The sequence below is a fragment of the Pantoea sp. ACRSB genome (assembly GCF_022346905.1).
GTDB classification, from domain to species: Bacteria; Pseudomonadota; Gammaproteobacteria; order Enterobacterales; family Enterobacteriaceae; genus Pantoea; species Pantoea piersonii.
Genome location: NZ_JAKRNL010000003.1, coordinates 178202 through 202195, shown reverse-complemented (window position 1 = coordinate 202195; position 23994 = coordinate 178202). Strand labels below are relative to the sequence as shown.

Sequence of the window (23994 nt, the reverse complement as noted above, 5' to 3'; positions counted from 1 at the left end):
AAGGGGTCATGCATAAGCATGACCCCTTTTTACAACAGCAGACAGCCTGCTGTTTACTTGGTAATACGCTTGTACTTGATACGTTTCGGCTCCAGCGCATCTGCGCCGAGCGTGCGTTTCTTATACTCTTCGTACTCGCTAAAGTTGCCTTCGAAGAACTCCACCTTGCCCTCATCCTGATAGTCAAGAATATGGGTGGCGATACGGTCGAGGAACCAGCGGTCGTGCGAGATCACCATGGCGCAGCCTGGGAACTCAAGCAGGGCGTTTTCCAGCGCGCGCAGGGTTTCTACGTCCAGGTCGTTGGTCGGTTCGTCCAGCAGCAGCAGGTTGCCGCCAACCTGAAGCAGCTTCGCCAGATGCAGACGACCGCGCTCACCGCCGGAGAGTTCGCCGACGCGTTTGCCCTGATCGGTGCCTTTGAAGTTAAAGCGGCCGACATAGGCGCGGCTCGGCATTTCAAAGTTGCCGATGCGCATAATATCGAGACCGCCAGAAACCTCTTCCCAGACGGTTTTGCTGTTATCCATCGAGTCGCGGAACTGATCGACCGACGCCAGCTTCACGGTTTCGCCCAGCTCGATGCTGCCGGAATCAGGCTGCTCCTGACCGGTCATCATGCGGAACAGGGTCGATTTACCCGCGCCGTTAGGGCCGATAATGCCGACGATAGCGCCTTTCGGTACGGAGAAAGAGAGATCGTCGATCAGTACGCGGTCGCCGTAGGATTTGGTCAGGTTTTTCACCTCAACCACTTTATCGCCCAGACGCGGACCTGGCGGAATAAAGAGTTCGCTGGTCTCGTTACGTTTCTGATATTCGGTGCTGTTCAGCTCTTCAAAACGGGCCAGACGCGCTTTGCCCTTAGACTGACGGCCTTTAGCGCCCTGACGCACCCACTCCAGCTCTTTCTCGATCGACTTACGACGCGCAGCTTCGGCAGAAGCTTCCTGCGCCAGACGCTGATCTTTTTGCTCCAGCCAGGAGGAGTAGTTGCCTTCCCACGGAATGCCTTCGCCGCGGTCCAGCTCAAGGATCCAGCCCGCTACGTTGTCGAGGAAGTAACGGTCGTGGGTAATCGCCACAACGGTGCCTTCAAACTCGTGCAGGAAGCGCTCCAGCCAGGCCACAGACTCGGCGTCCAGGTGGTTGGTCGGTTCGTCCAGCAGCAGCATGTCCGGTTTTTCCAGCAGCAGGCGGCACATCGCCACGCGGCGACGTTCACCACCGGAAAGGTTGCCGATTTTGGCATCCCAGTCCGGCAGACGCATCGCATCGGCGGCGCGCTCCAGCTGAGTTTCCAGGTTATGGCCGTCGTGCGCCTGAATCACCTCTTCGAGACGACCCTGTTCAGCCGCCAGCTTGTCGAAATCGGCGTCCGGCTCGGCGTAGAGCGCGTAAACCTCATCCAGACGCTTCAGCGCGCCGACCACTTCGGAGACCGCTTCTTCAATAGATTCGCGTACTGTCTGTTCCGGGTTGAGCTGCGGCTCCTGCGGCAGATAACCCACTTTGATGCCCGGCTGCGGACGCGCTTCCCCTTCGATATCTTTATCGATGCCTGCCATGATGCGCAGCAGCGTTGATTTACCCGCGCCGTTCAGGCCAAGCACGCCGATTTTTGCGCCCGGGAAAAAGCTGAGGGAGATGTTCTTCAGAATATGACGCTTCGGCGGTACCACTTTACCGACGCGATGCATGCTATAGACGAATTGAGCCACGTTGTAATGAGCCTCTGATTCTGGTGGGTGAATTAGTGACGAAGTTTAGCCTTTTTGCCTGGCTAATCCCAGCCGCGCGCCGGGATTATTCCGGGCGCGCAAGGTTGTTACGCGTAAAGAGAAAAGGCGGGGTCAGGCTGAATCGGGCAGACGCAGCGGCAACGGCTGCTGCGCCAGCCACTCCGCCAGCGCCTTGTCCGGCGCGCTGTCGCTCACCAGCAGGTCGAAGCGGTGTAGTTCGCCGATGCGAGCGGGCAGCACCTTGCCGAATTTGCTGCTGTCCGCCACCAGCACTCGCTGGCGCGCGCGCAGCATCGCGTGGTGCTTCATCGCCAGCTCGTTGAGGTTGTAACAGGTCGCGCCCTGATCTTTGTCGATGCCCGCCGCCGAGATAAACGCCAGCGACGGGCAGAGGGTGTCAAGAATCGTGTGCGCCCCGATCGGCGTGAACAGGGCGTTATCGACGTGAAACTCGCCGCCGCTCAGAATAACGTTGCAGGCCGGTTTCTCTTTTAAGGCGAGAAAGGTATTCATGGCGCAGCAGACAGCGGTAAAGGGCAGGCCGTCAGGCAGGGCGTCGATGATATAGGGAATGGTGGTGCCGCAGTCGAAGAAGACCGTATCGTTCTCACTAATCAGGCTGGCGGCAGCCTGCGCCAGACGCTGCTTTTTCGCCGCGTTCTGGCCATGCTGGTCAGAAATAAAATAGTGCCCGACGTGATTTTTCGGATCGCTGACGATATAACCGCCCAGCAGCACCACGGCTGATGCCGGCTCGCTCAGATCGCGTCGAATGGTCATCTCCGAGACGCCCAGCAGCTGCGCAGCATCTTTCAGATGTAGCTTGTCGGTACGTTTTAACGCCAGGGTCAGTTTCTGGATGCGTTCGTCGCGCCGGGTTTCCATAGACGTCTCTGTTGTGGTTGATGGCCGAAAGAAATGCGATGCAGTCGCCTCGCCGAGAAACAGCGATAATTCTCGCAATTTTAATAAGTTGCGTGTTCAGTCTACTAAGCGGTCAATCTTACCTGTAATAAGATCGCCTCGCAAACGCCGCCTTGCTCGTTCCCGCGTCCGGCCGCTGTCATAAAAGTGTCATATAAAACATCGGTTTATAGCGTAAAGCCTGCGCTCGCCGGGACGATAACCATGGGGGATGCCGTCCGGCGTCTCACTTAATTATCAGCAGGTATCGGCTTTATGAAGCTAAATCATTTTAAAATCGGTCAGCGACTGGGCTTTCTCGCCACGCTGTTGTTGCTTGCCACGCTGTTAATGGGACTGCGCGCCCTGCAGATCAACCTGCAGGCGTTGCATAACAATGAGGCGATAATGGCGCGTGAGATGCTCATCGCCGAGAGTATCGATACGGCGCGCAGCGCCCAGGTCCAGTTCAAGATTCAGGTCCAGGAGTGGAAAAACACGCTGCTGCGCGGGACGCAGGGCGAGGAAGTTTTCAATAAATATAAAAACGCCTTTCTGGAAGAGAGCCGCCAGACCCAGGCGCTGCTTACCAGCCTGAGTCACATTCAGGCGGCGCTTGGCATCGACGGCGCCAGCGTCGCGAAGGCGCGCGAGGTGCATGCCGGGCTGGAACAGCGCTATCTGAGCGCGCTCAGCGACTATAACGTTCAGGACGTCAACAGCGCAGGACGTGTCGATAAGCTGGTAACCGGCATCGACCGCGCGCCGACGCAGATGATCGACGGGCTGGTTAACGACACACTGCAGCGCGCGCAGGTGATGCATAAAGAGATTGAGAACGATAACCTGGCGCACTATCACCAGACACGGCTGCTGCTGCTGGCGGTTATGCTCTGCATTTTGCTGACGGGCGGGCTGGTGACGCTGTGGCTGATCAAAAGCATTACCCGGCCGTTAAATCAGGCTATCGACATTGCCAAAACCGTGGCGTCGGGCGATCTGCGCGCTCACATTGAGGTGTCGGGCCGTGACGAAACCGCGCAGTTGATGACGGCGCTGCGCGATATGAACCATAGCCTGACGCGAATTGTGACCGGCGTGCGTACCGGCACCGACGCTATCGCGCAGACCACCGAGCAGGTCGCACACGGCAGCCGCGAGCTTTCATCGCGCAATGAGGCGCAGGCGAGCGCGCTGGAGCAGACGGCGGCGTCCATGGAGCAGCTTACCTCCGTGGTGAAAAACAACGCCGGCAATGCGCAGCACGCCAGCGATATCGCCCGTGAGGCGCGGCAGCGCGCCGGGGAGGGCGGCGAAGTGGTGGAGAAAGTGGTGGTAGCGATGGATGAGATCCACCAGTTCTCACGCGAAATCAACGAAATCGTCAGCGTTATCGACGGCATCGCCTTCCAGACCAATATTCTGGCGCTCAACGCGGCGGTAGAAGCGGCGCGCGCCGGTAATGACGGTCGCGGCTTTGCGGTGGTGGCCTCGGAAGTGCGCGCGCTGGCGCAGCGTTCAGCCTCGGCGGCGCGCGATATCCGCACCCTGACCGATCGCTCTGTCAGCCTGATCTCTCAGGGCAACGCGCTGGTAAAAGGCGCTGGCGTCTCTATTCAGGAGATTATCGCCAGCGTCAAGGCGCTGGCCGCGCTGATGGAAGATATCTCGTCAGCCAGCGCCGAACAGAGCACCGGCATCGAGCAGGTCAACCTCGCCGTTACGCATATGGATGCCGCCACGCAGCAGAACGCCACGCTGTCGCAACAGTCGGCACAGGCGGCGCGCGCGCTCAATCAGCAGGTTGGCGCGCTCATGGAGAACGTAAGCCTGTTCCAGCTTAACCTCAGCGAAGCGCAGGTCGCTTAAGCAATGGCTCCCGCGTCCTGCGGGAGCCAGCATCATCCTTGCTACGCCTCTTTAGCCACCATTGCGCGTCGCGCTGCGTAAATTTTGTGAAGAACATGGCAAGAGCCGGTTCCCCTGGTTAGCATGAAGAATGCCTGGCACGCAGCCGGAGAGCAGCAACATGAGGAGATTTTCGTGGAGAAGTGGCGTAACTGGATGATAGGGATCTGTCTGGCCGGAGCGGCCAGCAGCGCGTGGGCAGACTCGCTGGATCAGCAGCGACAGCGTTATCAGGAGATCAAACAGGCGTGGGACAGCAACCAGATGGCGACGGTGGAGCAGTTGCTGCCGACGCTGCAGGATTATCCTTTATACCCCTATTTGCAGTACCGCCTGCTGGCGCAGGACCTGGACCAGGAAACGCCGCTCGCCGTTAAAAACTTTATCCAGCAATATCCGACGCTGCCGCCGGCGCGCTCGCTGAAAACCCGCTTCGTCAACGTGCTGGCGCACCGCCAGGACTGGCAGGGCATTCTGAGCTTTAGCCCGGAAGCGCCAGGCCCGGTACAGGCGCGCTGCAACTGGCTCTACGCCAAATGGGCGACGGGCGCGCAGCAGCAGGCGTTTGAGGGCGCGAAGGAGATCTGGCTGCGCGGCACCTCGCTGCCTAACGATTGCGATCGACTCTTCTCCGTCTGGCAATCTTCCGGCCAGATGTCGCCCATTACCGTACTGGAGCGCATACGCCTCGCGATGAAGGCGGGCAACGACAGCCTGGTGAGCTTCCTGGCAAAAACCCTGCTGGAAGATTACCAGACCATCGCCAACGGCGTGCTTGCGTTGCAGAACGATCCGCAGACGGTGGTGACGTTTGCGCAATCCGTCGGCCCGACCGATTTTACCCGCCAGGCGACAATTTACGCCTTTACCCGCGTCGCGCGCGCCGATATGGAGAATGCGCGCAGCATGATCCCGCTGCTGGTACGCGGACAGAAGATGGAGGCGGACGATGAGCAGGCGCTGAAAGAGATTGTGGTCTGGCGCATGATGGGCTCCGATTTAACCTCGGAGCAGGCGCGCTGGCGTGATGCGGTGATCATGAACAGCCAGTCGACAGCGCTGATTGAGCGGCGCGTCCGCCTGGCGCTGTCGCAAAACGATCGCCGCGGCCTGAATACCTGGATCGCGCGACTGCCGCTTGAGGCGAAAGAGAAAGATGAGTGGCAGTACTGGCAGGCCGATCTGCTTTACGCCCAGGGACGTAAAGAGGAGGCGGACGAGATCCTGCATAAGCTGATGCAGGCGCGCGGCTTCTATCCCATGGTGGCGGCGCAGCGGCTGGGCGTGAAATATCCGATGCAGATCGACGAGGCGCCGAAGCCGGACAGCGCGACGGTGCAGGGGCCGGAGCTGGCGCGCGTGCGCGAGCTGATGTTCTGGGGGCTGGATAACCTGGCGCGCAGCGAATGGGCCAACCTGATCGCCAGCAAAAGCCACACGCAGCAGCAGATGCTGGCGCGCTACGCCAACGAGCAGGACTGGTGGGATCTCAGCGTGCAGGCGACGATTACGGCAAAGATGTGGGACAGCCTGAAAGAGCGCTTCCCGCTGGCGTGGGAGAGCTTCTATAAGAGCAACACTCGCGACAAAGGCATTGCGCCGAGCTACGCCATGGCGATCTCGCGCCAGGAGAGCGCCTGGAACCCGAAAGCGCGTTCGCCGGTCGGTGCCAGCGGTCTGATGCAAGTGATGCCGACGACAGCGGCGCATACCGTGAAGATGTACAATATTCCCGGCTATATGAACAGCAATCAGCTGCTGGATCCGCAGACCAATATCCAGATCGGCACGCAATATCTGGAGTATGTCTATCAGCAGTTCGGGCAGAACCGCATTTTCGCCTCCGCGGCTTACAATGCGGGGCCGGGACGCGTGCGCAGCTGGCAGAACGTCAGCGCGGGCAATCTTGATGCGGTCGCCTTTATCGAAACCATTCCCTTCTCTGAAACGCGCGGCTACGTGAAGAACGTGCTGGCCTACGACGCCTACTATCGCCACTTTATGGGCGAGCCGGACAAGGTACTGTCGGACAGCGAGTGGAACCGCCGCTACTAGCGTGTTATGCTTCCGTACTCGTTAGTGAGTACGGAAGCCTGTTTTATGACGCAATCTCCCGCCCGGTCGGCGCAACATTCCCTTTCTGAAGATAACTGGCGGCGCTTTATCGCGCTGATGCAGCAGGCTTACGCTGATGACGTGGCGTTGCCTTTGCTGCAGCTGATGCTGACGGCCGATGAGCGCGAAGCGCTCGGCACGCGCTTGCGCATCGTGGAAGAGTTAATGAACGGCACCATGAGCCAGCGAGAGCTGAAAAATGAACTGGGCGTCGGCATCGCGACGATTACGCGCGGCTCGAACAGTCTGAAAGAGGCGCCGCCTGAACTGCGGCGCTGGCTGGAGGCGCAACTGGGACGTGGCGGGGTCAGCGCTGATAAAGCGGATGAGTAAAGGGGCAGAGCGCCAGGATAAGTGCCTGATGATAAACGCTGGAGCGCGTCAGCAGGCCCTGCGTAAAGGCACCGATGGCACCGCCTTTATGTTTGATATTCTCTACCCCGGTCAGCCGCGCCATCTCATCGCCCAGCTCGCGCCCGGCACGTAAGCCCGTCAGCACCACCTGCGGCAGCGTAAAGCTGGCGGAGCGCGACTCGCCGCGCCGTTCGGCGTTTTCCACTACCATCCAGGCGAAAGCGCAATCCTCTTCAATACCGGCCTCGATCGCTACCCAGAAATCAGCCTCTGGCTCTGCCTGGCGCGCGTTGGCAACGCGCTGACGTGCGCCGGTTCGCGTTTCCGCATCGCTCAGGGGCTGGGCTGCGACGCCGCTATCGACCTCAACCCCGCGAATATGGCAGGATCCTTCGCCGAAAACGTCGTTGAACGCCTGAGAGATTGCGCGAATTTTTGCCGGATTGATGGTGGCTGCGATAACCTGGTACATAATCTATTGAACCCTTTAGGCAAATTTGTCGCAGTATAACGGAAACTCAGCATGCTACAGGTCTATCTTGTTCGTCACGGTGAAACGGTATGGAATGCGGAGCGCCGCATTCAGGGACAATCCGACAGTCCGCTGACGGAGAAAGGAGAGCAACAGGCCCATCAGGTGGGCGAGCGCGTTAAACATCTTGGCATTACCCATGTTATCGCCAGCGATCTGGGGCGCACGCAGCGCACCGCCGAGATCATCGCCGACGCCTGCGGCTGCGCGGTGACGCTGGAGCCGCGCCTGCGCGAGCTGAATATGGGCGTGCTGGAGAAGCGTCCGCTGGATGGGTTAACCGAGGAAGAGGAGCGCTGGCGCAGTACGCTGGTGGACGGCACCGAAAATGGCCGTATTCCGCAGGGCGAATCGATGGCGGAGATGGCAGCGCGCATGCACGAGGCGCTGAATGCCTGTCTGGCGCTCCCCGCGGGTAGCCGACCGCTGCTGGTGAGCCACGGTATGGCGCTTGGCGTGCTAATCAGCACCATTCTTGGCCTGCCGGCTCATGCGGAGCGTCGTTTGCGCCTGCGCAACTGCTCAATCTCTCGCGTCGATCATCAGCACAGCGCCTGGCTGGCGGAAGGCTGGGTGGTAGAGACGGCGGGGGATATATCGCATCTTGACGCGCCTGCGCTGGATGAGCTACAGCGCTAAAGAAAAAGCCGTCGTGGCGACGGCTTAATGGTCAGTTCGCCTGCTGATGGCGAATCGGGATCAGGTATTCGCAGCGGATCTCTTTTGGTGGCTCGCTGCGCTTCTTGCCGCCGTGGGTAATGAAGCGTTCGATATCCTGACCCTGACGACGCGTCAGGCCGAGCGTCGGCATGCAGGTGCCGTAGAGCAGCAGGATAAAGTCCTGTAGCTCGTTGCGCGGGCCGTTATAGGTGAACTGCACATAGTCGCCCGCTTCCAGCAGCACGCTCTGGCCGGAGTGCAGGTTAACCGCCTGATCGGACGGTACGGCAGTGGTGTAGAGGATCTCCTGCTCGTCATCCTTCTCCTGGCTGGCGCGTACCTGATGCAGGCCATACAGCACCGGCGGAATGGTGTCGGTTTCCAGTAGAAACTGCTTCCAGAAATGGATACGCATTTCGTCGCGATAGCGTGAGATCTGCTCCAGAGTGCAGTTATAGCTTTGCGTTTGTCCCACCAGCACCGTTTCCGGCAGCGTGACGAAGGTTGACTCCGGCATACTGCTATCGTCGAGGCGAATCGGCGGGCGAATGCCGAATGAATTCCAGTCCGATGAGCGGCGATACCACGCGGGCGTCTGGTTAAACTGCTTTTTAAAGGCGCGGGTAAAGGTTTGTTGTGAATCGAAACGGTATTGCAGAGCGATGTCCAGGATCGGGCGGCTGGTCAGGCGTAGCGCCACGGCCGCTTTAGACAGGCGACGGGCACGGATATAGGCGCCGATTGCATGGCCTGTTACGTCTTTGAACATCCTCTGTAAATGCCATTTAGAATAACCCGCTTTCAGGGCAACATTGTCCAGTGAAAGGGGCTGATCCAAATGGCTCTCCAGCCAGACAAGCAAATCGCGAATGATACCGGCTTGGTCCATAAAACATCCTCATACTCTCTGGGTGCGACTAACGCAGTCGCCGAATAATAGCACTAATTGCACATCTGGCGTGGGCAGTTCTGTTGGGAGATTGTGCCATGTCAATGTGGGATAAAACCGGTTCTGGTTTGGTCAACGCGGACATTTGTCAGTACATTACATGCTCGTCTATTAGATTTGCAATGGTAACGCTATGACAATAACTCGCTTTTTCGCTGCTTCATTCGCCACGCTGCTGCTGGCATCCCCGGTTCTGGCCGAAGAGATCGGCTCGGTAGATACGGTATTCAAGATATTTGGCCCCGATCATAAGATCGTGGTGGAGGCGTTCGACGATCCCGACGTAAAAAATGTAACCTGTTATATCAGCCGGGCAAAAACCGGCGGAATCAAAGGCGGCTTAGGGCTGGCGGAAGATACCGCCGATGCGGCGATCTCCTGTCAGCAGGTGGGGCCGGTGGAGCTGAGCGACGCTATTGCTAACGGTAAGGCGCAGGGCGAAGTGGTGTTTAAGAAACGCACCTCGCTGGTGTTTAAAAAGCTTCAGGTGGTGCGCTTCTTCGATCAAAAACGTCATGCGCTGATCTACCTGAGCTATTCCGACAGGGTCGTTGAAGGGTCGCCAAAAAACGCGCTGAGCGCAGTGCCGATTATGCCGTGGCGGGAATAAAAAAACGCCCGTAAGGGCGTTTTATTGCGAGCCGGCATGGATGCCGCTTTTTGCGTCTTTGCCATCGGGTCGTCTCACCCGCATTAGCGCGGTGTCAACCAACCCTGACTTCCGTTAAGGAATTACTCTTCCAGATCGCCACAGAAGCGGTAGCCTTCGCCGTGAATGGTGGCGATGATCTCTGGCGTATCCGGCGTGGACTCAAAGTGCTTGCGAATACGGCGAATAGTGACGTCGACGGTGCGATCGTGCGGCTTCAGCTCGCGGCCGGTCATCTTCTTCAGCAGATCGGCGCGGGTCTGGATTTTGCCTGGGTTCTCGCAGAAGTGCAGCATGGCGCGGAATTCGCTGCGCGGCAGCTTATACTGTTCGCCGTTAGGGCTAATCAGCGAGCGGCTGTTGATGTCCAGCTCCCAGCCGTTGAACTTGTAGCTTTCTACCTGACGGCGCTCTTCGTTCGGCATCGCCAGATTCATGGTGCGCGACAGCAGATTACGTGCGCGAATGGTCAGCTCACGCGGGTTGAACGGTTTGGTGATGTAGTCATCCGCGCCGATCTCCAGACCAAGGATCTTATCCACTTCATTATCACGACCGGTCAGGAACATCAGCGCCACGTTGGCCTGCTCGCGCAGTTCGCGTGCCAGCAACAGGCCGTTTTTACCGGGCAGATTGATATCCATGATCACCAGGTTGACGTCGTTGTCGGTGAGCACCTGGTGCATTTCAGCGCCGTCGGTGGCTTCATAAACGACATAACCTTCCGCCTCGAAAATGCTTTTGAGGGTATTACGCGTGACCAGTTCGTCTTCAACGATAAGAATGTGTGGGGTCTGCATGTTTCGCTACCTAAAATTTGCCAACAAATCGAAAACAGGGCGTACGCGGGTATTCAGGCTCGCTAAAAAGCGCGGTGTGTGGCGCTTAACCGTTGTACGAAATTATGTTCTTGATAAACCATCTATCAACGTCAACAACAGTGTTAGCTCAGCCAGTCAGAATGAATATTGCCTGCCCCAGGAGAGAATCTTTTGGCGCATATCCTAACCGCATTAACAGCAACCTAACAGCACCGACAACAACCGATAAGCATAAAAACAACGCTTCGTTGACTTATATCAAATGCAATTGTAGCACGTTAACACTTATGTGAAAAACTTCTCTTGTAATGCAAGCTTAGCTCACAAAAAATATCAATTTCGCTACATATTTACGCGATGTATGCGTAAAACAAAATTGTAGTTACGCTTTTGCTACTGTCCTGTTTAAAAGGCTATTTCGCCTGTTAATTTGATTTATTGCCAGTTCGTAATGCAATAGGGTTCTACAGGGTTTTTTATTGAATTTTAACATCCTTAACAAATTATTTTCTCAGCCCGCTGGATTCCGGCTTTAACAGCGGCGCGTGCTACTATACGGCGCGATTTCTAAACACAAATGGAATAATCATGCGTTTCCCCCTTATTCTGGTTTCGCCCGCCCGGGCGGAAAATATTGGCGCAGCGGCGCGTGCGATGAAAACGATGGGCTTCAGCGAACTGCGCATCGTCGCCAGCGACGCCTGGCAGGAACCCGCCGCGCGGCGAGTCGCACACGGCGCCGGGGATATCCTGGATAACCTGCGCACCTTCGACACCCTGAACGACGCGCTGGCCGATATCGACTTCTCTGTCGCCACGACGGCGCGCAGCCGCGCGAAGTTCCGCTACTACGCCACGCCGCAGCAGGTTGAGGCGCAGCTGCTGGAGAAGCGTCAGTGGGTAAACAGCATGGCGCTGGTCTTTGGCCGCGAAGATAGCGGGCTGACCAACGAGGAGCTGGATCTGGTCGATCTGCTGACCGGCATCCCCATGGCGCAGGATTATCCCTCGCTTAACCTCGGTCAGGCAGTGATGGTTTATTGCTATCAGCTCTCCGCGCTCAATCGCGTGGCGCCGCCTGCCGCGCCGCAGGCTGACGCGCAGCAGCTGGACGCGCTGCGTCAACGCTTTGAACGGCTGTTGCAGACGCTGGAGGTCAGCGACGATCGCAAGATGGCTGACTGGATCGATCAGCGCATCGGCCTGCTGGAGCAGCGCGACAGCGCCATGCTGCATCGCCTGCTGCATGATGTAGAAAAAAAACTTATAGATAAATCTTCCTGAAAAATCGCCTTTGGTAGCGGCTGATCGTAAAAAGCGCGCGCCGGACAAACGATTCTGCAAGCGTTTTTACCGTCAGCACGCAGCAGTGCGCAGCGGCGATAAAATGGGCGTCGGACAAATTCGTTGACTTAACCGGCACTTTGCTTTACTTCTGGAAGGCAGACAGACTCTAAAAGACAGACAGAAAAAATCTCAATGCGTAACTCAACCAGCCTGAACACCACCATTATTACCACCATTACCACAGGTAACGGTGCGGGCTGACGCATACAGGAAAAACAAAAAAAAGCCCGCACCTCAACAGTGCGGGCTTTTTTTTCGGCATAAATTCAGGAGAGCTTTAACATGCGAGTGCTGAAATTCGGTGGGACCTCGGTAGCGAATGCGGAACGTTTTCTTCGCGTCGCTGACATTCTGGAAAGTAATGCGCAGCAGGGACAGGTTGCCACCGTACTCTCTGCACCTGCAAAGATCACCAACCACCTGGTGGCGATGATTGAAAAGACCATCAGCGGTCAGGATGCGTTGCCAAATATCACCGACGCCGAGCGCATTTTCGACGAGCTGCTGCAGGGGCTGGCGGCGGCGCAGCCGGGTTTCGACTATGAGGGACAGAAAACCCGCGTCGATCTGGAGTTCGCCCAGCTAAAACAGGTGCTACACGGCATCAGCCTGCTGGGGCAGTGCCCTGACAGCGTTAACGCCGCCATTATCTGCCGCGGCGAAAAGCTCTCAATTGCGATTATGGAGGCGCTGCTGCTGGCGCGCGGACATGGCGTCACGGTCATCGATCCGGTAGAGAAGCTGCTGGCCGTCGGCCACTATCTTGAATCCACCGTTGATATCGCCGAATCGACCCGCCGCATCGCCGCCAGCCAGATCCCGCCGCAAAATATGATCCTGATGGCCGGCTTTACCGCAGGCAACGAAAAGGGCGAACTGGTGGTGCTGGGGCGCAACGGCTCTGACTACTCCGCCGCGGTGTTGGCCGCCTGTCTGCGCGCCGACTGCTGCGAAATCTGGACCGATGTTGACGGCGTCTATACCTGCGATCCACGTCAGGTGCCCGACGCGCGCCTGCTGAAGTCGATGTCTTACCAGGAGGCGATGGAGCTTTCCTATTTCGGCGCGAAAGTGCTGCATCCGCGTACCATTGCGCCTATCGCGCAGTTCCAGATCCCTTGCCTGATCAAAAACACCGCCAACCCGCAGGCCCCTGGCACCCTGATTGGCGGCGAAGGCGAGCAGGACGAAAACCCGGTGAAGGGCATCACCAACCTGAACAACATGGCGATGTTCAACGTCTCCGGGCCGGGCATGAAAGGCATGGTGGGGATGGCGGCGCGCGTTTTCGCCGCGATGTCGCGCACCGGCATTTCGGTAGTGCTGATTACGCAATCCTCCTCTGAGTACAGCATCAGCTTCTGCGTGCCGCAGAACGAGCAGGCGCGGGCGCGTCGCGTGCTGGAAGAGGAGTTCTATCTGGAGCTGAAAGACGGGCTGCTCGATCCGCTGGGCGTGATGGAACAGCTGGCGGTGATCTCCGTGGTCGGTGATGGTATGCGCACGCTGCGCGGCATCTCCGCCAAATTTTTCTCCGCGCTGGCGCGGGCCAATATCAATATCGTCGCCATCGCGCAGGGCTCGTCAGAGCGTTCTATCTCGGTCGTGGTCAGCAACGATGACGCCACGACCGGCGTGCGCGTGGTGCATCAGATGCTGTTCGCCACCGATCAGGTGATTGAAGTCTTTGTGGTCGGCGTCGGCGGCGTCGGCGGCGCGCTGCTGGATCAGCTTTATCGCCAGCAGGCGTGGCTGAAACAGAAACATATCGATCTGCGCGTCTGCGGCATCGCCAACTCGCGTGCGCTGCTGACTAATGTACATGGCATCGACCTGAGCGACTGGAAAGGCGCGCTGAGCGAGGCCAAAGAGCCGTTTAATCTTGACCGTCTTAACCGGCTGGTAAAAGAGTACCATCTGCTGAACCCAGTGATCGTCGACTGCACCTCCAGCCAGGCGGTGGCCGATCAGTACGCCGATTTCCTCGCCGACGGTTTTCACGTCGTGACGCCGAACAAAAAGGCCAACACCTCATCCTGGAACTACTACCAGCAGATGCGCGCCGCTGCCGCGAAATCGCGTCGCAAATTCCTCTACGACACCAACGTCGGCGCGGGCCTGCCGGTCATTGAAAACCTGCAGAACCTGTTAAACGCCGGTGACGAGCTGATCAAATTCTCCGGTATTCTCTCCGGCTCGCTCTCCTTTATTTTCGGCAAGCTGGATGAAGGCGTTTCGCTCTCGGCAGCGACGAAGATGGCGCGTGAGATGGGCTTTACCGAACCCGATCCGCGCGACGATCTCTCCGGCATGGATGTGGCGCGTAAGCTGCTGATCCTGGCGCGCGAAGCGGGCCATAAGCTGGAGCTGAGCGATATCGAGATTGAGCCGCTGCTGCCCGCCAGCCTGAATGAGATCGCTGACGTTGAAGAGTTTATGCAGCGTCTGCCGGAGCTGGATAACGCCTTCGCCGCGCGCGTCGTCAAAGCGCGTGATGAAGGAAAAGTGTTACGCTTCGTCGGCGCGATTGAAGAGGGCGGCGTCTGCAAAGTGAAGATCGACGCGGTCGACAGCAACGATCCGCTCTATAAAGTGAAAAGCGGCGAGAACGCCCTGGCGTTCTACAGCCGTTATTATCAGCCGATTCCGCTGGTGCTGCGCGGATACGGCGCGGGAAATGACGTGACGGCGGCGGGCGTATTCGCCGATCTGCTGCGCACCCTGTCGTGGAAGTTGGGAGTTTGATGATGGTAAAAATTTACGCACCGGCCTCGATTGGCAACGTCAGCGTCGGCTTTGATGTGCTGGGCGCGGCGGTGTCGCCGGTGGATGGGTCGCTGCTGGGCGACTGCGTTACGGTGGAAGTAGCGCAGCGCTTTTCGTTGCAGAACAGCGGACGCTTCGTCAGCAAACTGCCGGACGATCCCAAAGAGAATATCGTCTATCAGTGCTGGCAGCGCTTTTGCGAGGCGATCGGCGAAGAGGTGCCGGTGGCGATGACGCTGGAAAAAAATATGCCTATCGGTTCTGGCCTCGGCTCCAGCGCCTGTTCGGTAGTAGCCGGTCTGATGGCGATGAACGAGTTTTGCGGCAAACCCCTTAGCGACACCCAGCTGCTGACGCTGATGGGCGAGCTGGAAGGGCGGATTTCCGGCAGCGTGCACTATGACAACGTGGCACCATGCTTCCTCGGCGGCATTCAGCTGATGCTGGAAGAGAATGGCATTATCAGCCAGGCTGTGCCGGGCTTTGACGACTGGCTGTGGGTAATGGCCTATCCGGGCATTAAGGTCTCTACTGCCGAAGCGCGCGCGATTCTGCCCGCGCAGTATCGCAAAGAGGATGTGATTAAACATGGCCGCCTGCTGGCCGGCTTTATTCATGCCTGCCATAGCGGTCAGCCGCTGCTGGCCGCTAAACTGATGCAGGATGTGATCGCCGAACCTTACCGCACGAAGCTGCTGCCGGGCTTTGCCGAGGCGCGGCTGGCGGCCGCCGACATCGGCGCACTGGCCTGCGGCATCTCCGGTTCCGGCCCCACGCTTTTCGCCGTTTGCAATCAGATGGAAACGGCGCAGCGGATGGCAGACTGGCTGCGCCAGCACTATCTGCAGAATGATGAAGGCTTCGTCCATATTTGCCGTCTTGATACGGCTGGCGCACGTAAACTGGGATAACGCATGAAACTCTATAACCTTAAGGATCATAACGAGCAGGTGAGCTTTTCGCAGGCGGTAAAACAGGGCTTGGGCTCACAGCAGGGGCTGTTCTTCCCGCTTGAACTGCCAGAATTCGAGCTGACCGATATCGACGCGATGCTGGAAATGGATTTTGTCAGCCGCAGCAGCAAAATTCTCTCCGCCTACATCGGCGACGAAATCGCGCCGCATCAGCTGGCCGAACGCGTAAAAACCGCTTTTGCCTTTCCCGCGCCGGTAGCGAAGGTCAGCGAAGATATCTCCTGCCTTGAGCTGTTCCACGGCCCGACGCTGGCTTTTAAAGATTTCGGCGGCCGCTTTATGGCGCAGATGCTCTCTTACGTGTCAGGCGCGGACGAGCAGATCACCATCCTGACCGCGACCTCCGGCGACACCGGCGCGGCAGTGGCGCACGCCTTTTACGGTATGGAAAACGTGCGCGTAGTGATCCTCTACCCGCAGGGCAAAATCAGCCCGCTGCAGGAAAAACTGTTCTGCACGCTGGGCGGCAATATCGAAACTATCGCCATCGACGGTGATTTCGACGCCTGCCAGGCGCTGGTTAAGCAGGCGTTCGACGATGAAGAGCTGAAAAAAGCGATTGGCCTGAACTCCGCCAACTCCATTAACATCAGCCGCCTGCTGGCGCAGATTTGCTACTACTTCGAAGCGGTCGCGCAGCTGCCGCAGGAGAAACGCAACCAGCTGGTGGTGTCGGTGCCGAGCGGCAACTTCGGCGATCTTACCGCAGGCCTGCTGGCGAAATCGCTGGGTCTGCCGATTAAGCGCTTTATCGCCGCCACCAACGCTAACGACACCGTACCGCGCTTTCTGCAGGGCGGCAGCTGGACGCCGAACGCGACGGTCGCCACCCTGTCGAACGCTATGGATGTCAGCCAGCCGAATAACTGGCCGCGCGTGGAGGAGTTGTTCCGCCGTAAGACCTGGCGTCTGACCGATCTCGCCTACGGCGCGGTAAGCGACGAAACGACCGAAGCGACGATGCGCGAGCTGGCGGAGATTGGTTATATCTCCGAGCCGCATGCGGCTATCGCCTATCGCCTGCTGCGCGATCAGCTGCAGGAAGGGGAGTTTGGTCTGTTCCTCGGTACGGCGCATCCGGCGAAATTTAAGGAGAGCGTAGAGGCGATTCTGGGTCAGGCGCTGCCGCTGCCGAAAGAGCTGGCGGATCGCGCCGGGCTGCCGCTGCTGTCGCACAGTATGCAGGCTGATTTCGCACCGCTGCGGGCGTTTCTTCTGAAGGCGTAACGGCTGACGGCGCGCCTGCTGTTAAGCGCGCCGGTTTACCCGGCTTTTGCGGGCATAAACCGGCGCGCTGCTGTTGGCTTTGCCTGCCTTAATCCGCTCACTCGTCTGAATATATTGCGCGCTGAACGCCAGCGACTGAACCTGATTTGGCTTATTGAGAGTGGCTAACACCGGCAACTCTGACGGTTGATTATTCTGGCTGAAGCGCAGCCAGAATAGTTTACTTTTGCTCGTAGCGTTTAAAGACCAGTTCGTTCTCGCTGCTGCTGGCTTCATCGAAGAAGTAGCCATCTACATCGAACGCTTTCAGCGCGTCGGGTGTGGTTAAACGATGCTGGATCACGTAGCGGCTCATCAGCCCGCGCGCCTTTTTAGCGTAAAAGCTGATCACCTTAAACGCGCCATTCTTTTCGTCGAGGAACACCGGCTTCACCAGACGGCCTTTTATCTGCTTCGGCTTAATTGCCCGGAAATACTCATCTGACGCCAGGTTAATCAGCACGTCGTCGCCCTGTTGCTGCAGCGCGGCGTTGAGGTGTTCCGTCAGCAGGTCGCCCCAGAAGCTGTAGAGATCGTTGCCTGCCGGACTGGCCAGCTTAATGCCCATTTCCAGGCGGTAGGGCTGCATAAGATCGAGCGGGCGCAGCACGCCATATAAGCCAGACAGCATGCGCAGGTGCTGCTGGGCAAAGTCGAAATCCGCTTCGCTAAAGCTCTCCGCCTGCAGGCCGGTATAGACGTCGCCTTTAAACGCCAGAATGGCCTGGCGCGCATTTTCCGGCGTGAAATCGGGCTGCCAGCTATTGAAACGTTCAGCGTTCAGATGCGCCAGCTTGTCGCTGATGCCCATAAGCGAAGCGATCTGCGCCGGTGAGAGATCGCGCGCCACCTCAATCAGCTGCTGTGATTTTTCTAACAGCGCAGGCTGGGTAAAACGCTGGGTCGCCAGCGGGCTGGTAAAATCGAGCGTTTTGGCGGGTGAGATCACCATTAACATAGTCGCTTCCTCGGTTATCCCTTGTCATCACAGGGAAAATGCTAATTATCAGGCTGCCGAGTGTAACAAAAAAGCCGCAGCGATCGGCAAATCGCAGCCATTCGTTGGCGCTATCGTAAACGGCATCTGGCGACCTTGCGCCTCGGTTGCCGCATGATATTATCGCAACAGCCTTTTTCACCCTGACATTACACAAGAGACAAGAGACATGACGGACAAACTGACCTCCTTGCGTCAACTTACCACCGTTGTCGCTGACACCGGCGATATCGCAGCAATGAAGCTCTACCAGCCGCAAGACGCCACTACTAACCCTTCTTTGATCCTTAACGCCGCGCAAATCCCGGAATACCGCAAGCTGATTGACGAAGCGATTAGCTGGGCGCGCGAGCAGAACGGCAGCAAAGATGAGCTGATTTCGCTGGTGTCCGACAAGCTGGCCGTCAACATTGGTCTGGAAATCCTCAAGCTGATCCCGGGCCGCATTTCGACTGAAGTCGATGCGCGTCTCTCTTACGACACCGAAGGCAGCATCGCCAAAGCGCGCAGCCTGATCAAACTCTACAACGACGCGGGCATCAGCAACGACCGTATCCTGATTAAACTGGCGTCGACCTGGCAGGGCATCCGCGCCGCGGAGCAGCTGGAAAAAGAGGGTATCAACTGTAACCTGACGCTGCTCTTCTCCTTCGCACAGGCGCGCGCCTGTGCGGAAGCGGGCGTTTTCCTGATTTCGCCGTTCGTTGGCCGTATTCTCGACTGGTACAAAAATAACACCGACAAGAAAGAGTACGCGCCGCATGAAGATCCAGGCGTGGTGTCAGTGTCTGAAATCTATAGCTACTACAAGCAGCATGGTTATGAAACCGTGGTGATGGGCGCGAGCTTCCGTAATACGGGCGAGATCCTGGAACTGGCGGGCTGCGATCGTCTGACCATCTCCCCTGCGCTGCTGAAAGAGCTGGCGGAGAGCGAAGGTACGGTCGAGCGTAAACTGAGCTACAGCGGCGAAGTCAAAGCGCGTCCGGCGCGAATGACCGAATCTGAGTTCCTGTGGCAGCATAACCAGGACCCGATGGCGGTTGCGAAACTGGCGGAAGGTATCCGTAATTTCGCCGTCGATCAGGGCAAGCTTGAGAAAATGATCGCTGACCTGCTGTAATCTTTTGCCGTGGCGGCCAGGCCGCCACGGTTTTCTCTTTGCGCCACTTTCTATTATTCTTCCTGCTATTCCTCTCTTCACCGCTTTGTGGTCAACCCGGGTAATACATTCATGGATACTTTACGCATTGGCCTGATCTCCGTTTCCGATCGCGCCGCGAACGGCATTTATCAGGATCAGGGCATTCCCGCGCTGGAAGCCTGGCTCAGCAGCGCGCTGGCGACCCCCTTTACCACCGAAACCCGACTGGTGCCGGATGAGCAGCCGCTGATTGAACAGGCGATCTGCGAGCTGGTGGATGAGCGCTTCTGTCATCTGGTGCTGACCACCGGTGGCACCGGTCCGGCGCGCCGGGACGTCACGCCCGACGCCACGCTGGCGGTCGCCGATCGCGAAATGCCCGGCTTCGGCGAACAGATGCGCCAGATTAGCCTGCAGTTCGTGCCTACCGCTATTTTGTCGCGTCAGGTCGGCGTGATCCGTAAACAGTCGCTGGTGCTTAACCTGCCGGGACAGCCAAAGTCGATTAAAGAGACGCTGGAAGGGGTGAAGGATGCCGACGGCAAGGTAAAAGTGCCGGGTATTTTCGCCGCTGTACCTTATTGTTTACAACTTCTGGAAGGGCCTTACGTCGATACGCATCGCGATGTGGTAGCAGCTTTTCGCCCTAAAAGCGCGATACGAGAGATAAATAACTAAATATTCGTCATTTCAGGCATAGCCTCTGGCGGCGCTGGTGTGGTGAAAGATGAACGGTATAGTAAGCGTAAATTTACAATTCTTCTTTTACTTCTGGAACCTGTACGCTTATGGATTCACATGCTGCCCATCGCCTGAAAGCTCAGGATTACAAAACGCTGTCGCTGGCCGCGCTCGGCGGCGCGCTGGAGTTCTACGACTTTATTATTTTCGTCTTTTTCGCCGCGGTTATCGGCGAACTCTTCTTTCCGCCTGATATTCCTGACTGGCTGCGCCAGCTGCAAACCTTTGCGATTTTCGCCGCGGGCTATCTGGCGCGTCCGCTGGGCGGCCTGATCATGGCGCATTTCGGCGACAAGGTCGGGCGCAAGAAAATGTTCAGCCTGAGCATTCTGCTGATGGCGCTGCCAACGCTGGCGATGGGCGTGCTGCCTACCTATGACTCGGCGGGCATTATCGCGCCGCTGCTGATGCTGCTGCTGCGCCTGTTGCAGGGAGCAGCGATTGGCGGCGAAGTGCCGGGCGCCTGGGTGTTTGTGGCGGAGCACGTGCCGGAAAAGCGCATCGGTTTCGCCTGCGGCACGCTGACCGCCGGACTGACGATGGGGATCCTGCTGGGATCGCTGGTCGCGACCGCCATCAACAGCAGCATGACGCCGCAGATGGTCGCCAGCATCGGCTGGCGCATTCCTTTCTTTCTGGGCGGTCTGTTTGGGCTACTGGCGATGTATCTGCGCCGCTGGCTGCATGAGACGCCGGTCTTTCAGCAGATGCAGCAGCGTAAAATGCTGGCTGATACGCTGCCGCTGAAAACTGTGCTGACCCGCCATAAAGGCAGCGTTCTGCTCTCTATGCTGCTCACCTGGCTGCTCTCCGCCTGTATTGTGGTGGTGATCCTGATGGCGCCTGCGCTGATGCAGAAACAGCACGGCATTAGCGCCGCGCTGAGCCTGCAGGCTAACTGCCTGGCAACGGTGATGCTGCTGGTGGGCTGTATTGTCGCCGGATGGCTGGTGGACTGGATAGGCGCGGCGAAAACCCTGACGGGCGGCTCGCTGCTGCTGGCGGTCTGTAGCTGGCACTTCTTTGCCAGCCAGACGCCGGATGCCAACGGCCTCTTCTTTAACTATGGGCTGGCGGGACTGAGCGTCGGCGTGGTGGGCGTGGTGCCCTTTTTGATGGTGCGCGCCTTTCCTGCGGCGGTGCGCTTCACCGGTATCTCATTCTCCTATAACGTCGCCTACGCCATCTTTGGCGGTCTGACGCCGATCTTCGTGACGCTGATCCTGCGGCTGACGCCGCTGGCGCCTGCCTGGTATGTGCTGGCGCTGGCGCTGACCGGGCTGTTTATTGGGCTGTGGCTGCACAGTGCCGGACGGCAGGGCGCGCTGGCGAGTGAAACGCGTCTGTAGCCAGTAATAGCCGCAGTACGAGGCTCACAGCTAACGTCTTAGCGATAAATAACGCGCCTGTCTCCAGGCGCGTTAGGCGCTTATCCGGCGGCTCTCTCTTTCGGCGTAACCGCCGCGCGCTTCATCAGCGGCGCGGTCAACAGGTAAACGAGGCAGGCGACAATAATCGAATTGAAAACCGGCACGCCGCGCTCAACCAGCAGCCCGGCGGCGCTGCCTGCGACGCTGGCGATCAGCGCAGGCCAGCCGATAAGCCGCGAAGTTGGCGGCAGCGCATTGCTGGCGCGGCTCTGCGCCAGCGTCTGGCGATCGGTTTTCAGCAGATAGTAATCGACAATCATTACGCCCAGCACCGGCGGGAAGACCACGCCCAGCAGCTCAAGAAAATCCACGAAACGATCGAGAATACCCAGCACAGAGCAGAGCGTGCCAAGAAAGCCCAGCAGCAGCGTAATCATGCTATAGCGCGGTTTAAAGCCGGTCAGCCCTTCCGTGGCGTTAGCGATGCCCAACGTTGAGGAGTAGAGGTTGAGGTCGTTAACACGCAGGGTCGAGAAAACCACCGCGAACAGCCCCAGCGTGCTGGTGGTCTGGGTAAGGATGGCAATGATATCGGAGGTATGCAGCTCTTTCGCTATCAGAATAGCCAGCCCGTTAACGCCATACTCACCTGCGAGGATGGTCAACAGCGTGATGGCGAAAACATCTTTACCGCTGCGTGAGAAACGCGTCAGGTCTGGCGTCATCAGGCTGGCGAGAATGGCGCCGCCAATCACCATGGTAATGGCGGCACTCACGGTAATAGTCTCCGTCGCGGCGACCGGCGGTATGCCGCTTCCCGTTTCGCCGTGGAACGCGTGCCAGAAAATCCAGCCGACCAGCGCGATAAACAGCGGCACCGCCACGCGCGCGGTAAAACGCAACGCCTTAAAGCCAAAGGCGACCAACAGGGTCAGCACCGCGCCTGACAAGGAGGCGGACTGCGCGAAGCTCAGCTTGCCCCCCAGCGCGTAGCTAAGCGAACGGGCGAAAACCGCATTCTGGATGCCAAACCAGCCGAGCAGGCTGACGGCGACCAGCAATCCGATCAGGACCGAGCCGTGGCGGCCGAAGCCGCACCAGCGCGCCAGCAGAGTGCCCGATAGGCCTTCGCGCATCCCGGCATAGCCGAGCGCGAAAGTCAGCAAGCCAAACAGCAGGCTTGCCAGGGTGATGGCGGTGAAGGCTTCGCCGAGCGTCATGCTGTTGCCCAGTACGGCGCCGAGCATAAACTGATCGAGCGCGGTCAGCATGCCCATATGCACTATGGCGACGCTAAGCAGCGAGAGCCTTTCGCCCGCGGGCACCCGGCTCAACGGGTAGTCATCAAATTTACTCACAACAGGTTTTCCTTGCCGGTTTAAATAAAAGAGACGCCTTTACTGAGCAGTTTCTCTGGCAGATAGTTCTCCAGCGACTCAGCGCGGCAGTACTGCTCGAACTGTTGCAGCGAGTGCACGCCCGCCTTTTGGTAAAGGGTGGCGATGCGATTGCCAATGGTCTTCACGCTGAGGTTGTAAATCCTGGCGATCTCTTTTGCGCTGAATCGCCTGAGCAGCAGAAAGATCACATCCAGTTCGGCAGGGGTAAAAAGAGGGTGTTCGAGCTGCGTCGTCAGCACTGAGGCCTTTTGTGGATGAATAAACGTCAGCGCGGTAAGGCTCTCCAGCGGTCGTGCATTCCAGATGCAGCCCAGGAAAACGTTGCGGCTATCGAATACCGGATATTTTTCGCTGATAAAAGGCGTAAGATAGTTTTTTCCATACCAGTAATGGGTTTCTATAACGGCGACGCCGGTGTTCAGCGCTTTGGCTTTTTCATCATGCTCGCAAAATTCATCGGCGCAGTCGCTCCAGGGCGTGGGAAACTCATTATCTTTTTTGCCCTCTAATGAATAGTTTTTCGGCGTGGCGGTATATAGCCTCGCCGCGGTATTCATATATAAATGCTGCGACGCCGCATCTTTAAACCCCCATGGCGTAGGTAATAGATCCATGGTAGTGGCAAAGGCGGCAAGAAAATCGTCGATACTGCGATATGGGCTGCCCATAGCGCCTCGCTGATTAAGTGCGGGTTATAATCTTTTTGCCAGATAATAACGGGCAAAGCGCTGCGCATAGCCATCCTGTTCGCCATAGACGCGATAGCCGAGCTTTTCATAAAAACCGCGTGCCTGAAAGCTTAGGGTATCCACTACAGCCATATGGCAGCCGCGGCTGCGCGCCTCTTCTTCGGCCTTTTGCATCAGCTGACGCCCTGTGCCGTGTTGGCGATAGGCCTCATCTATCCATAAATAGTGAATATCCAGCGTGCCGAACCAGGTGTGGGCCAGCAGACCGCCCTTAATATATTGTTCGTCATCGTACAATATAACGTTCAACGGCTTCATATTAACGTCGGCAAAGCGGCTATTATGCTGCCAGAGCTGCTGAATAATATATTCTTCGGTCTGTTGGTCCTTAATATGGCCGATCTTTATTTCCATATAATAATGCCCATATGATAGAAATATGAATTGAAAAAGGAGGGATAGAAAACTTCCGGAATTTTCATTATTACCATGAGGCTCAGTCGGACGCAAGGGCTAATATTACCCCTGTGAAATAAAAGGCCTGATATTATGATAGCGGCAGTTGTTTGATGGATATGCATCCACATATTCGCCGACATCAGGGAAAACTGAAAATAATTTAGCTTCGCGATAATAACGATAATATATTTTTGCCACGCCGCTGCTG

Annotated in this window: 21 protein-coding genes and 1 other annotated feature; of the genes, 12 read left to right on the top strand and 9 right to left on the bottom strand. The window is 57.7% G+C overall.

The window, feature by feature from the left end:
• Positions 1-53: 53 nt before the first annotated feature.
• Together ettA and deoR are read right to left on the bottom strand one after the other, a co-directional pair.
• Positions 54-1721: an energy-dependent translational throttle protein EttA gene (gene ettA, locus MHZ89_RS11770; RefSeq protein WP_311783146.1), complete on the bottom strand. Its 1668-nt coding sequence runs from the start codon at positions 1719-1721 to the stop codon at positions 54-56.
• Between the two features lie 132 nt (positions 1722-1853).
• Positions 1854-2627 carry a DNA-binding transcriptional repressor DeoR gene (gene deoR / locus MHZ89_RS11765; RefSeq protein ID WP_311783145.1) on the bottom strand — a complete coding sequence of 258 codons (774 nt, stop codon included), beginning with the start codon at positions 2625-2627 and terminating at the stop codon, positions 1854-1856.
• A 294-nt stretch (positions 2628-2921) separates the two neighbouring features.
• Here deoR and MHZ89_RS11760 point away from each other — a divergent pair, with 294 nt between their 5' ends.
• The 3 genes from MHZ89_RS11760 to trpR all read left to right on the top strand — a co-directional run bounded on the left by MHZ89_RS11760 (position 2922) and on the right by trpR (position 7001).
• On the top strand, positions 2922-4514 hold the full coding sequence (locus tag MHZ89_RS11760) for a methyl-accepting chemotaxis protein (RefSeq protein WP_311783144.1): 1593 nt from the start codon (positions 2922-2924) through the stop codon (positions 4512-4514).
• A 123-nt stretch (positions 4515-4637) separates the two neighbouring features.
• Complete coding sequence (gene sltY, locus MHZ89_RS11755) at positions 4638-6608, top strand: murein transglycosylase (protein WP_409373264.1); 1971 nt, start codon at positions 4638-4640, stop codon at positions 6606-6608.
• Between the two features lie 45 nt (positions 6609-6653).
• Entirely contained in the window at positions 6654-7001 is a 348-nt protein-coding gene (gene trpR, locus MHZ89_RS11750) for a trp operon repressor (protein WP_311783143.1), read from the top strand.
• On the opposite strand, the gene yjjX is transcribed toward trpR, so the two are convergent.
• Positions 6976-7494 carry an inosine/xanthosine triphosphatase gene (yjjX, locus tag MHZ89_RS11745; RefSeq protein ID WP_311783142.1) on the bottom strand — a complete coding sequence of 173 codons (519 nt, stop codon included), beginning with the start codon at positions 7492-7494 and terminating at the stop codon, positions 6976-6978. The genes trpR and yjjX overlap by 26 nt on opposite strands.
• 51 nt (positions 7495-7545) lie before the next feature.
• Between yjjX and gpmB the strand changes: the two genes are divergently transcribed.
• Entirely contained in the window at positions 7546-8193 is a 648-nt protein-coding gene (gpmB, locus tag MHZ89_RS11740) for a 2,3-diphosphoglycerate-dependent phosphoglycerate mutase GpmB (protein ID WP_311783141.1), read from the top strand.
• A gap of 31 nt (positions 8194-8224) precedes the next feature.
• Here the strand turns inward: gpmB and robA are convergent, their stop codons facing one another.
• Positions 8225-9103 carry an MDR efflux pump AcrAB transcriptional activator RobA gene (gene robA, locus MHZ89_RS11735; protein ID WP_311783140.1) on the bottom strand — a complete coding sequence of 293 codons (879 nt, stop codon included), beginning with the start codon at positions 9101-9103 and terminating at the stop codon, positions 8225-8227.
• A gap of 193 nt (positions 9104-9296) precedes the next feature.
• On the opposite strand from robA, the gene creA reads away from it, so the two are divergent.
• A complete protein-coding gene (creA, locus tag MHZ89_RS11730; protein WP_311783139.1) occupies positions 9297-9773 on the top strand; it encodes a protein CreA in 477 nt (158 codons plus the stop codon).
• A 122-nt stretch (positions 9774-9895) separates the two neighbouring features.
• Here the strand turns inward: creA and arcA are convergent, their stop codons facing one another.
• Complete coding sequence (arcA, locus tag MHZ89_RS11725; protein WP_311783138.1) at positions 9896-10612, bottom strand: two-component system response regulator ArcA; 717 nt, start codon at positions 10610-10612, stop codon at positions 9896-9898.
• Between the two features lie 609 nt (positions 10613-11221).
• On the opposite strand from arcA, the gene MHZ89_RS11720 reads away from it, so the two are divergent.
• The 4 genes from MHZ89_RS11720 (at position 11222) to thrC (ending at position 16947) form a co-directional block, all read left to right on the top strand.
• Positions 11222-11917: a tRNA/rRNA methyltransferase gene (locus MHZ89_RS11720; protein WP_311783137.1), complete on the top strand. Its 696-nt coding sequence runs from the start codon at positions 11222-11224 to the stop codon at positions 11915-11917.
• A 205-nt stretch (positions 11918-12122) separates the two neighbouring features.
• Positions 12123-12237, top strand: a sequence feature (Thr leader region).
• Positions 12238-12262: 25 nt separating this feature from the next.
• The gene (thrA, locus tag MHZ89_RS11715) at positions 12263-14725 is read left to right on the top strand and encodes a bifunctional aspartate kinase/homoserine dehydrogenase I (protein WP_311783136.1); all 2463 of its coding nucleotides are present in this window, start codon (positions 12263-12265) and stop codon (positions 14723-14725) included.
• Positions 14726-14727: 2 nt separating this feature from the next.
• On the top strand, positions 14728-15657 hold the full coding sequence (gene thrB, locus MHZ89_RS11710) for a homoserine kinase (RefSeq protein WP_311783347.1): 930 nt from the start codon (positions 14728-14730) through the stop codon (positions 15655-15657).
• 3 nt (positions 15658-15660) lie between these two features.
• A complete protein-coding gene (thrC, locus tag MHZ89_RS11705; protein WP_311783135.1) occupies positions 15661-16947 on the top strand; it encodes a threonine synthase in 1287 nt (428 codons plus the stop codon).
• Positions 16948-17167: 220 nt separating this feature from the next.
• Here the strand turns inward: thrC and yaaA are convergent, their stop codons facing one another.
• Complete coding sequence (gene yaaA, locus MHZ89_RS11700; protein ID WP_311783134.1) at positions 17168-17944, bottom strand: peroxide stress protein YaaA; 777 nt, start codon at positions 17942-17944, stop codon at positions 17168-17170.
• 208 nt (positions 17945-18152) lie between these two features.
• On the opposite strand from yaaA, the gene tal reads away from it, so the two are divergent.
• From tal to MHZ89_RS11685, 3 genes are all read left to right on the top strand, one after another.
• Positions 18153-19106, top strand: a complete 954-nt coding sequence (tal, locus tag MHZ89_RS11695) for a transaldolase (RefSeq protein ID WP_126689045.1) — start codon at positions 18153-18155, stop codon at positions 19104-19106.
• A gap of 111 nt (positions 19107-19217) precedes the next feature.
• The gene (mog, locus tag MHZ89_RS11690) at positions 19218-19805 is read left to right on the top strand and encodes a molybdopterin adenylyltransferase (protein WP_120455629.1); all 588 of its coding nucleotides are present in this window, start codon (positions 19218-19220) and stop codon (positions 19803-19805) included.
• Between the two features lie 110 nt (positions 19806-19915).
• Positions 19916-21217, top strand: a complete 1302-nt coding sequence (locus tag MHZ89_RS11685) for an MFS transporter (protein ID WP_311783133.1) — start codon at positions 19916-19918, stop codon at positions 21215-21217.
• Between the two features lie 80 nt (positions 21218-21297).
• On the opposite strand, the gene MHZ89_RS11680 is transcribed toward MHZ89_RS11685, so the two are convergent.
• The 3 genes from MHZ89_RS11680 to MHZ89_RS11670 are packed head-to-tail and all read right to left on the bottom strand — an operon-like array spanning position 21298 to position 23741.
• Entirely contained in the window at positions 21298-22596 is a 1299-nt protein-coding gene (locus tag MHZ89_RS11680) for a cytosine permease (protein ID WP_311783132.1), read from the bottom strand.
• Between the two features lie 20 nt (positions 22597-22616).
• Entirely contained in the window at positions 22617-23306 is a 690-nt protein-coding gene (locus MHZ89_RS11675; RefSeq protein ID WP_311783131.1) for a LuxR C-terminal-related transcriptional regulator, read from the bottom strand.
• 24 nt (positions 23307-23330) lie between these two features.
• Positions 23331-23741, bottom strand: a complete 411-nt coding sequence (locus tag MHZ89_RS11670) for a GNAT family N-acetyltransferase (RefSeq protein WP_311783130.1) — start codon at positions 23739-23741, stop codon at positions 23331-23333.
• Between the last annotated feature and the right edge of the window lie 253 nt (positions 23742-23994).

Coding starts and splice junctions, on each gene's coding strand:
- deoR (WP_311783145.1), bottom strand. CDS start 2,627: ATGGAAACCCGGCGCGACGAACGCATCCAGAAACTGACCCTGGCGTTA.
- MHZ89_RS11760 (WP_311783144.1), top strand. CDS start 2,922: ATGAAGCTAAATCATTTTAAAATCGGTCAGCGACTGGGCTTTCTCGCC.
- sltY (WP_409373264.1), top strand. CDS start 4,638: ATGAAGAATGCCTGGCACGCAGCCGGAGAGCAGCAACATGAGGAGATT.
- trpR (WP_311783143.1), top strand. CDS start 6,654: ATGACGCAATCTCCCGCCCGGTCGGCGCAACATTCCCTTTCTGAAGAT.
- yjjX (WP_311783142.1), bottom strand. CDS start 7,494: ATGTACCAGGTTATCGCAGCCACCATCAATCCGGCAAAAATTCGCGCA.
- gpmB (WP_311783141.1), top strand. CDS start 7,546: ATGCTACAGGTCTATCTTGTTCGTCACGGTGAAACGGTATGGAATGCG.
- robA (WP_311783140.1), bottom strand. CDS start 9,103: ATGGACCAAGCCGGTATCATTCGCGATTTGCTTGTCTGGCTGGAGAGC.
- creA (WP_311783139.1), top strand. CDS start 9,297: ATGACAATAACTCGCTTTTTCGCTGCTTCATTCGCCACGCTGCTGCTG.
- arcA (WP_311783138.1), bottom strand. CDS start 10,612: ATGCAGACCCCACACATTCTTATCGTTGAAGACGAACTGGTCACGCGT.
- MHZ89_RS11720 (WP_311783137.1), top strand. CDS start 11,222: ATGCGTTTCCCCCTTATTCTGGTTTCGCCCGCCCGGGCGGAAAATATT.
- thrA (WP_311783136.1), top strand. CDS start 12,263: ATGCGAGTGCTGAAATTCGGTGGGACCTCGGTAGCGAATGCGGAACGT.
- thrB (WP_311783347.1), top strand. CDS start 14,728: ATGGTAAAAATTTACGCACCGGCCTCGATTGGCAACGTCAGCGTCGGC.
- thrC (WP_311783135.1), top strand. CDS start 15,661: ATGAAACTCTATAACCTTAAGGATCATAACGAGCAGGTGAGCTTTTCG.
- yaaA (WP_311783134.1), bottom strand. CDS start 17,944: ATGTTAATGGTGATCTCACCCGCCAAAACGCTCGATTTTACCAGCCCG.
- tal (WP_126689045.1), top strand. CDS start 18,153: ATGACGGACAAACTGACCTCCTTGCGTCAACTTACCACCGTTGTCGCT.
- mog (WP_120455629.1), top strand. CDS start 19,218: ATGGATACTTTACGCATTGGCCTGATCTCCGTTTCCGATCGCGCCGCG.
- MHZ89_RS11685 (WP_311783133.1), top strand. CDS start 19,916: ATGGATTCACATGCTGCCCATCGCCTGAAAGCTCAGGATTACAAAACG.
- MHZ89_RS11675 (WP_311783131.1), bottom strand. CDS start 23,306: ATGGGCAGCCCATATCGCAGTATCGACGATTTTCTTGCCGCCTTTGCC.
- MHZ89_RS11670 (WP_311783130.1), bottom strand. CDS start 23,741: ATGGAAATAAAGATCGGCCATATTAAGGACCAACAGACCGAAGAATAT.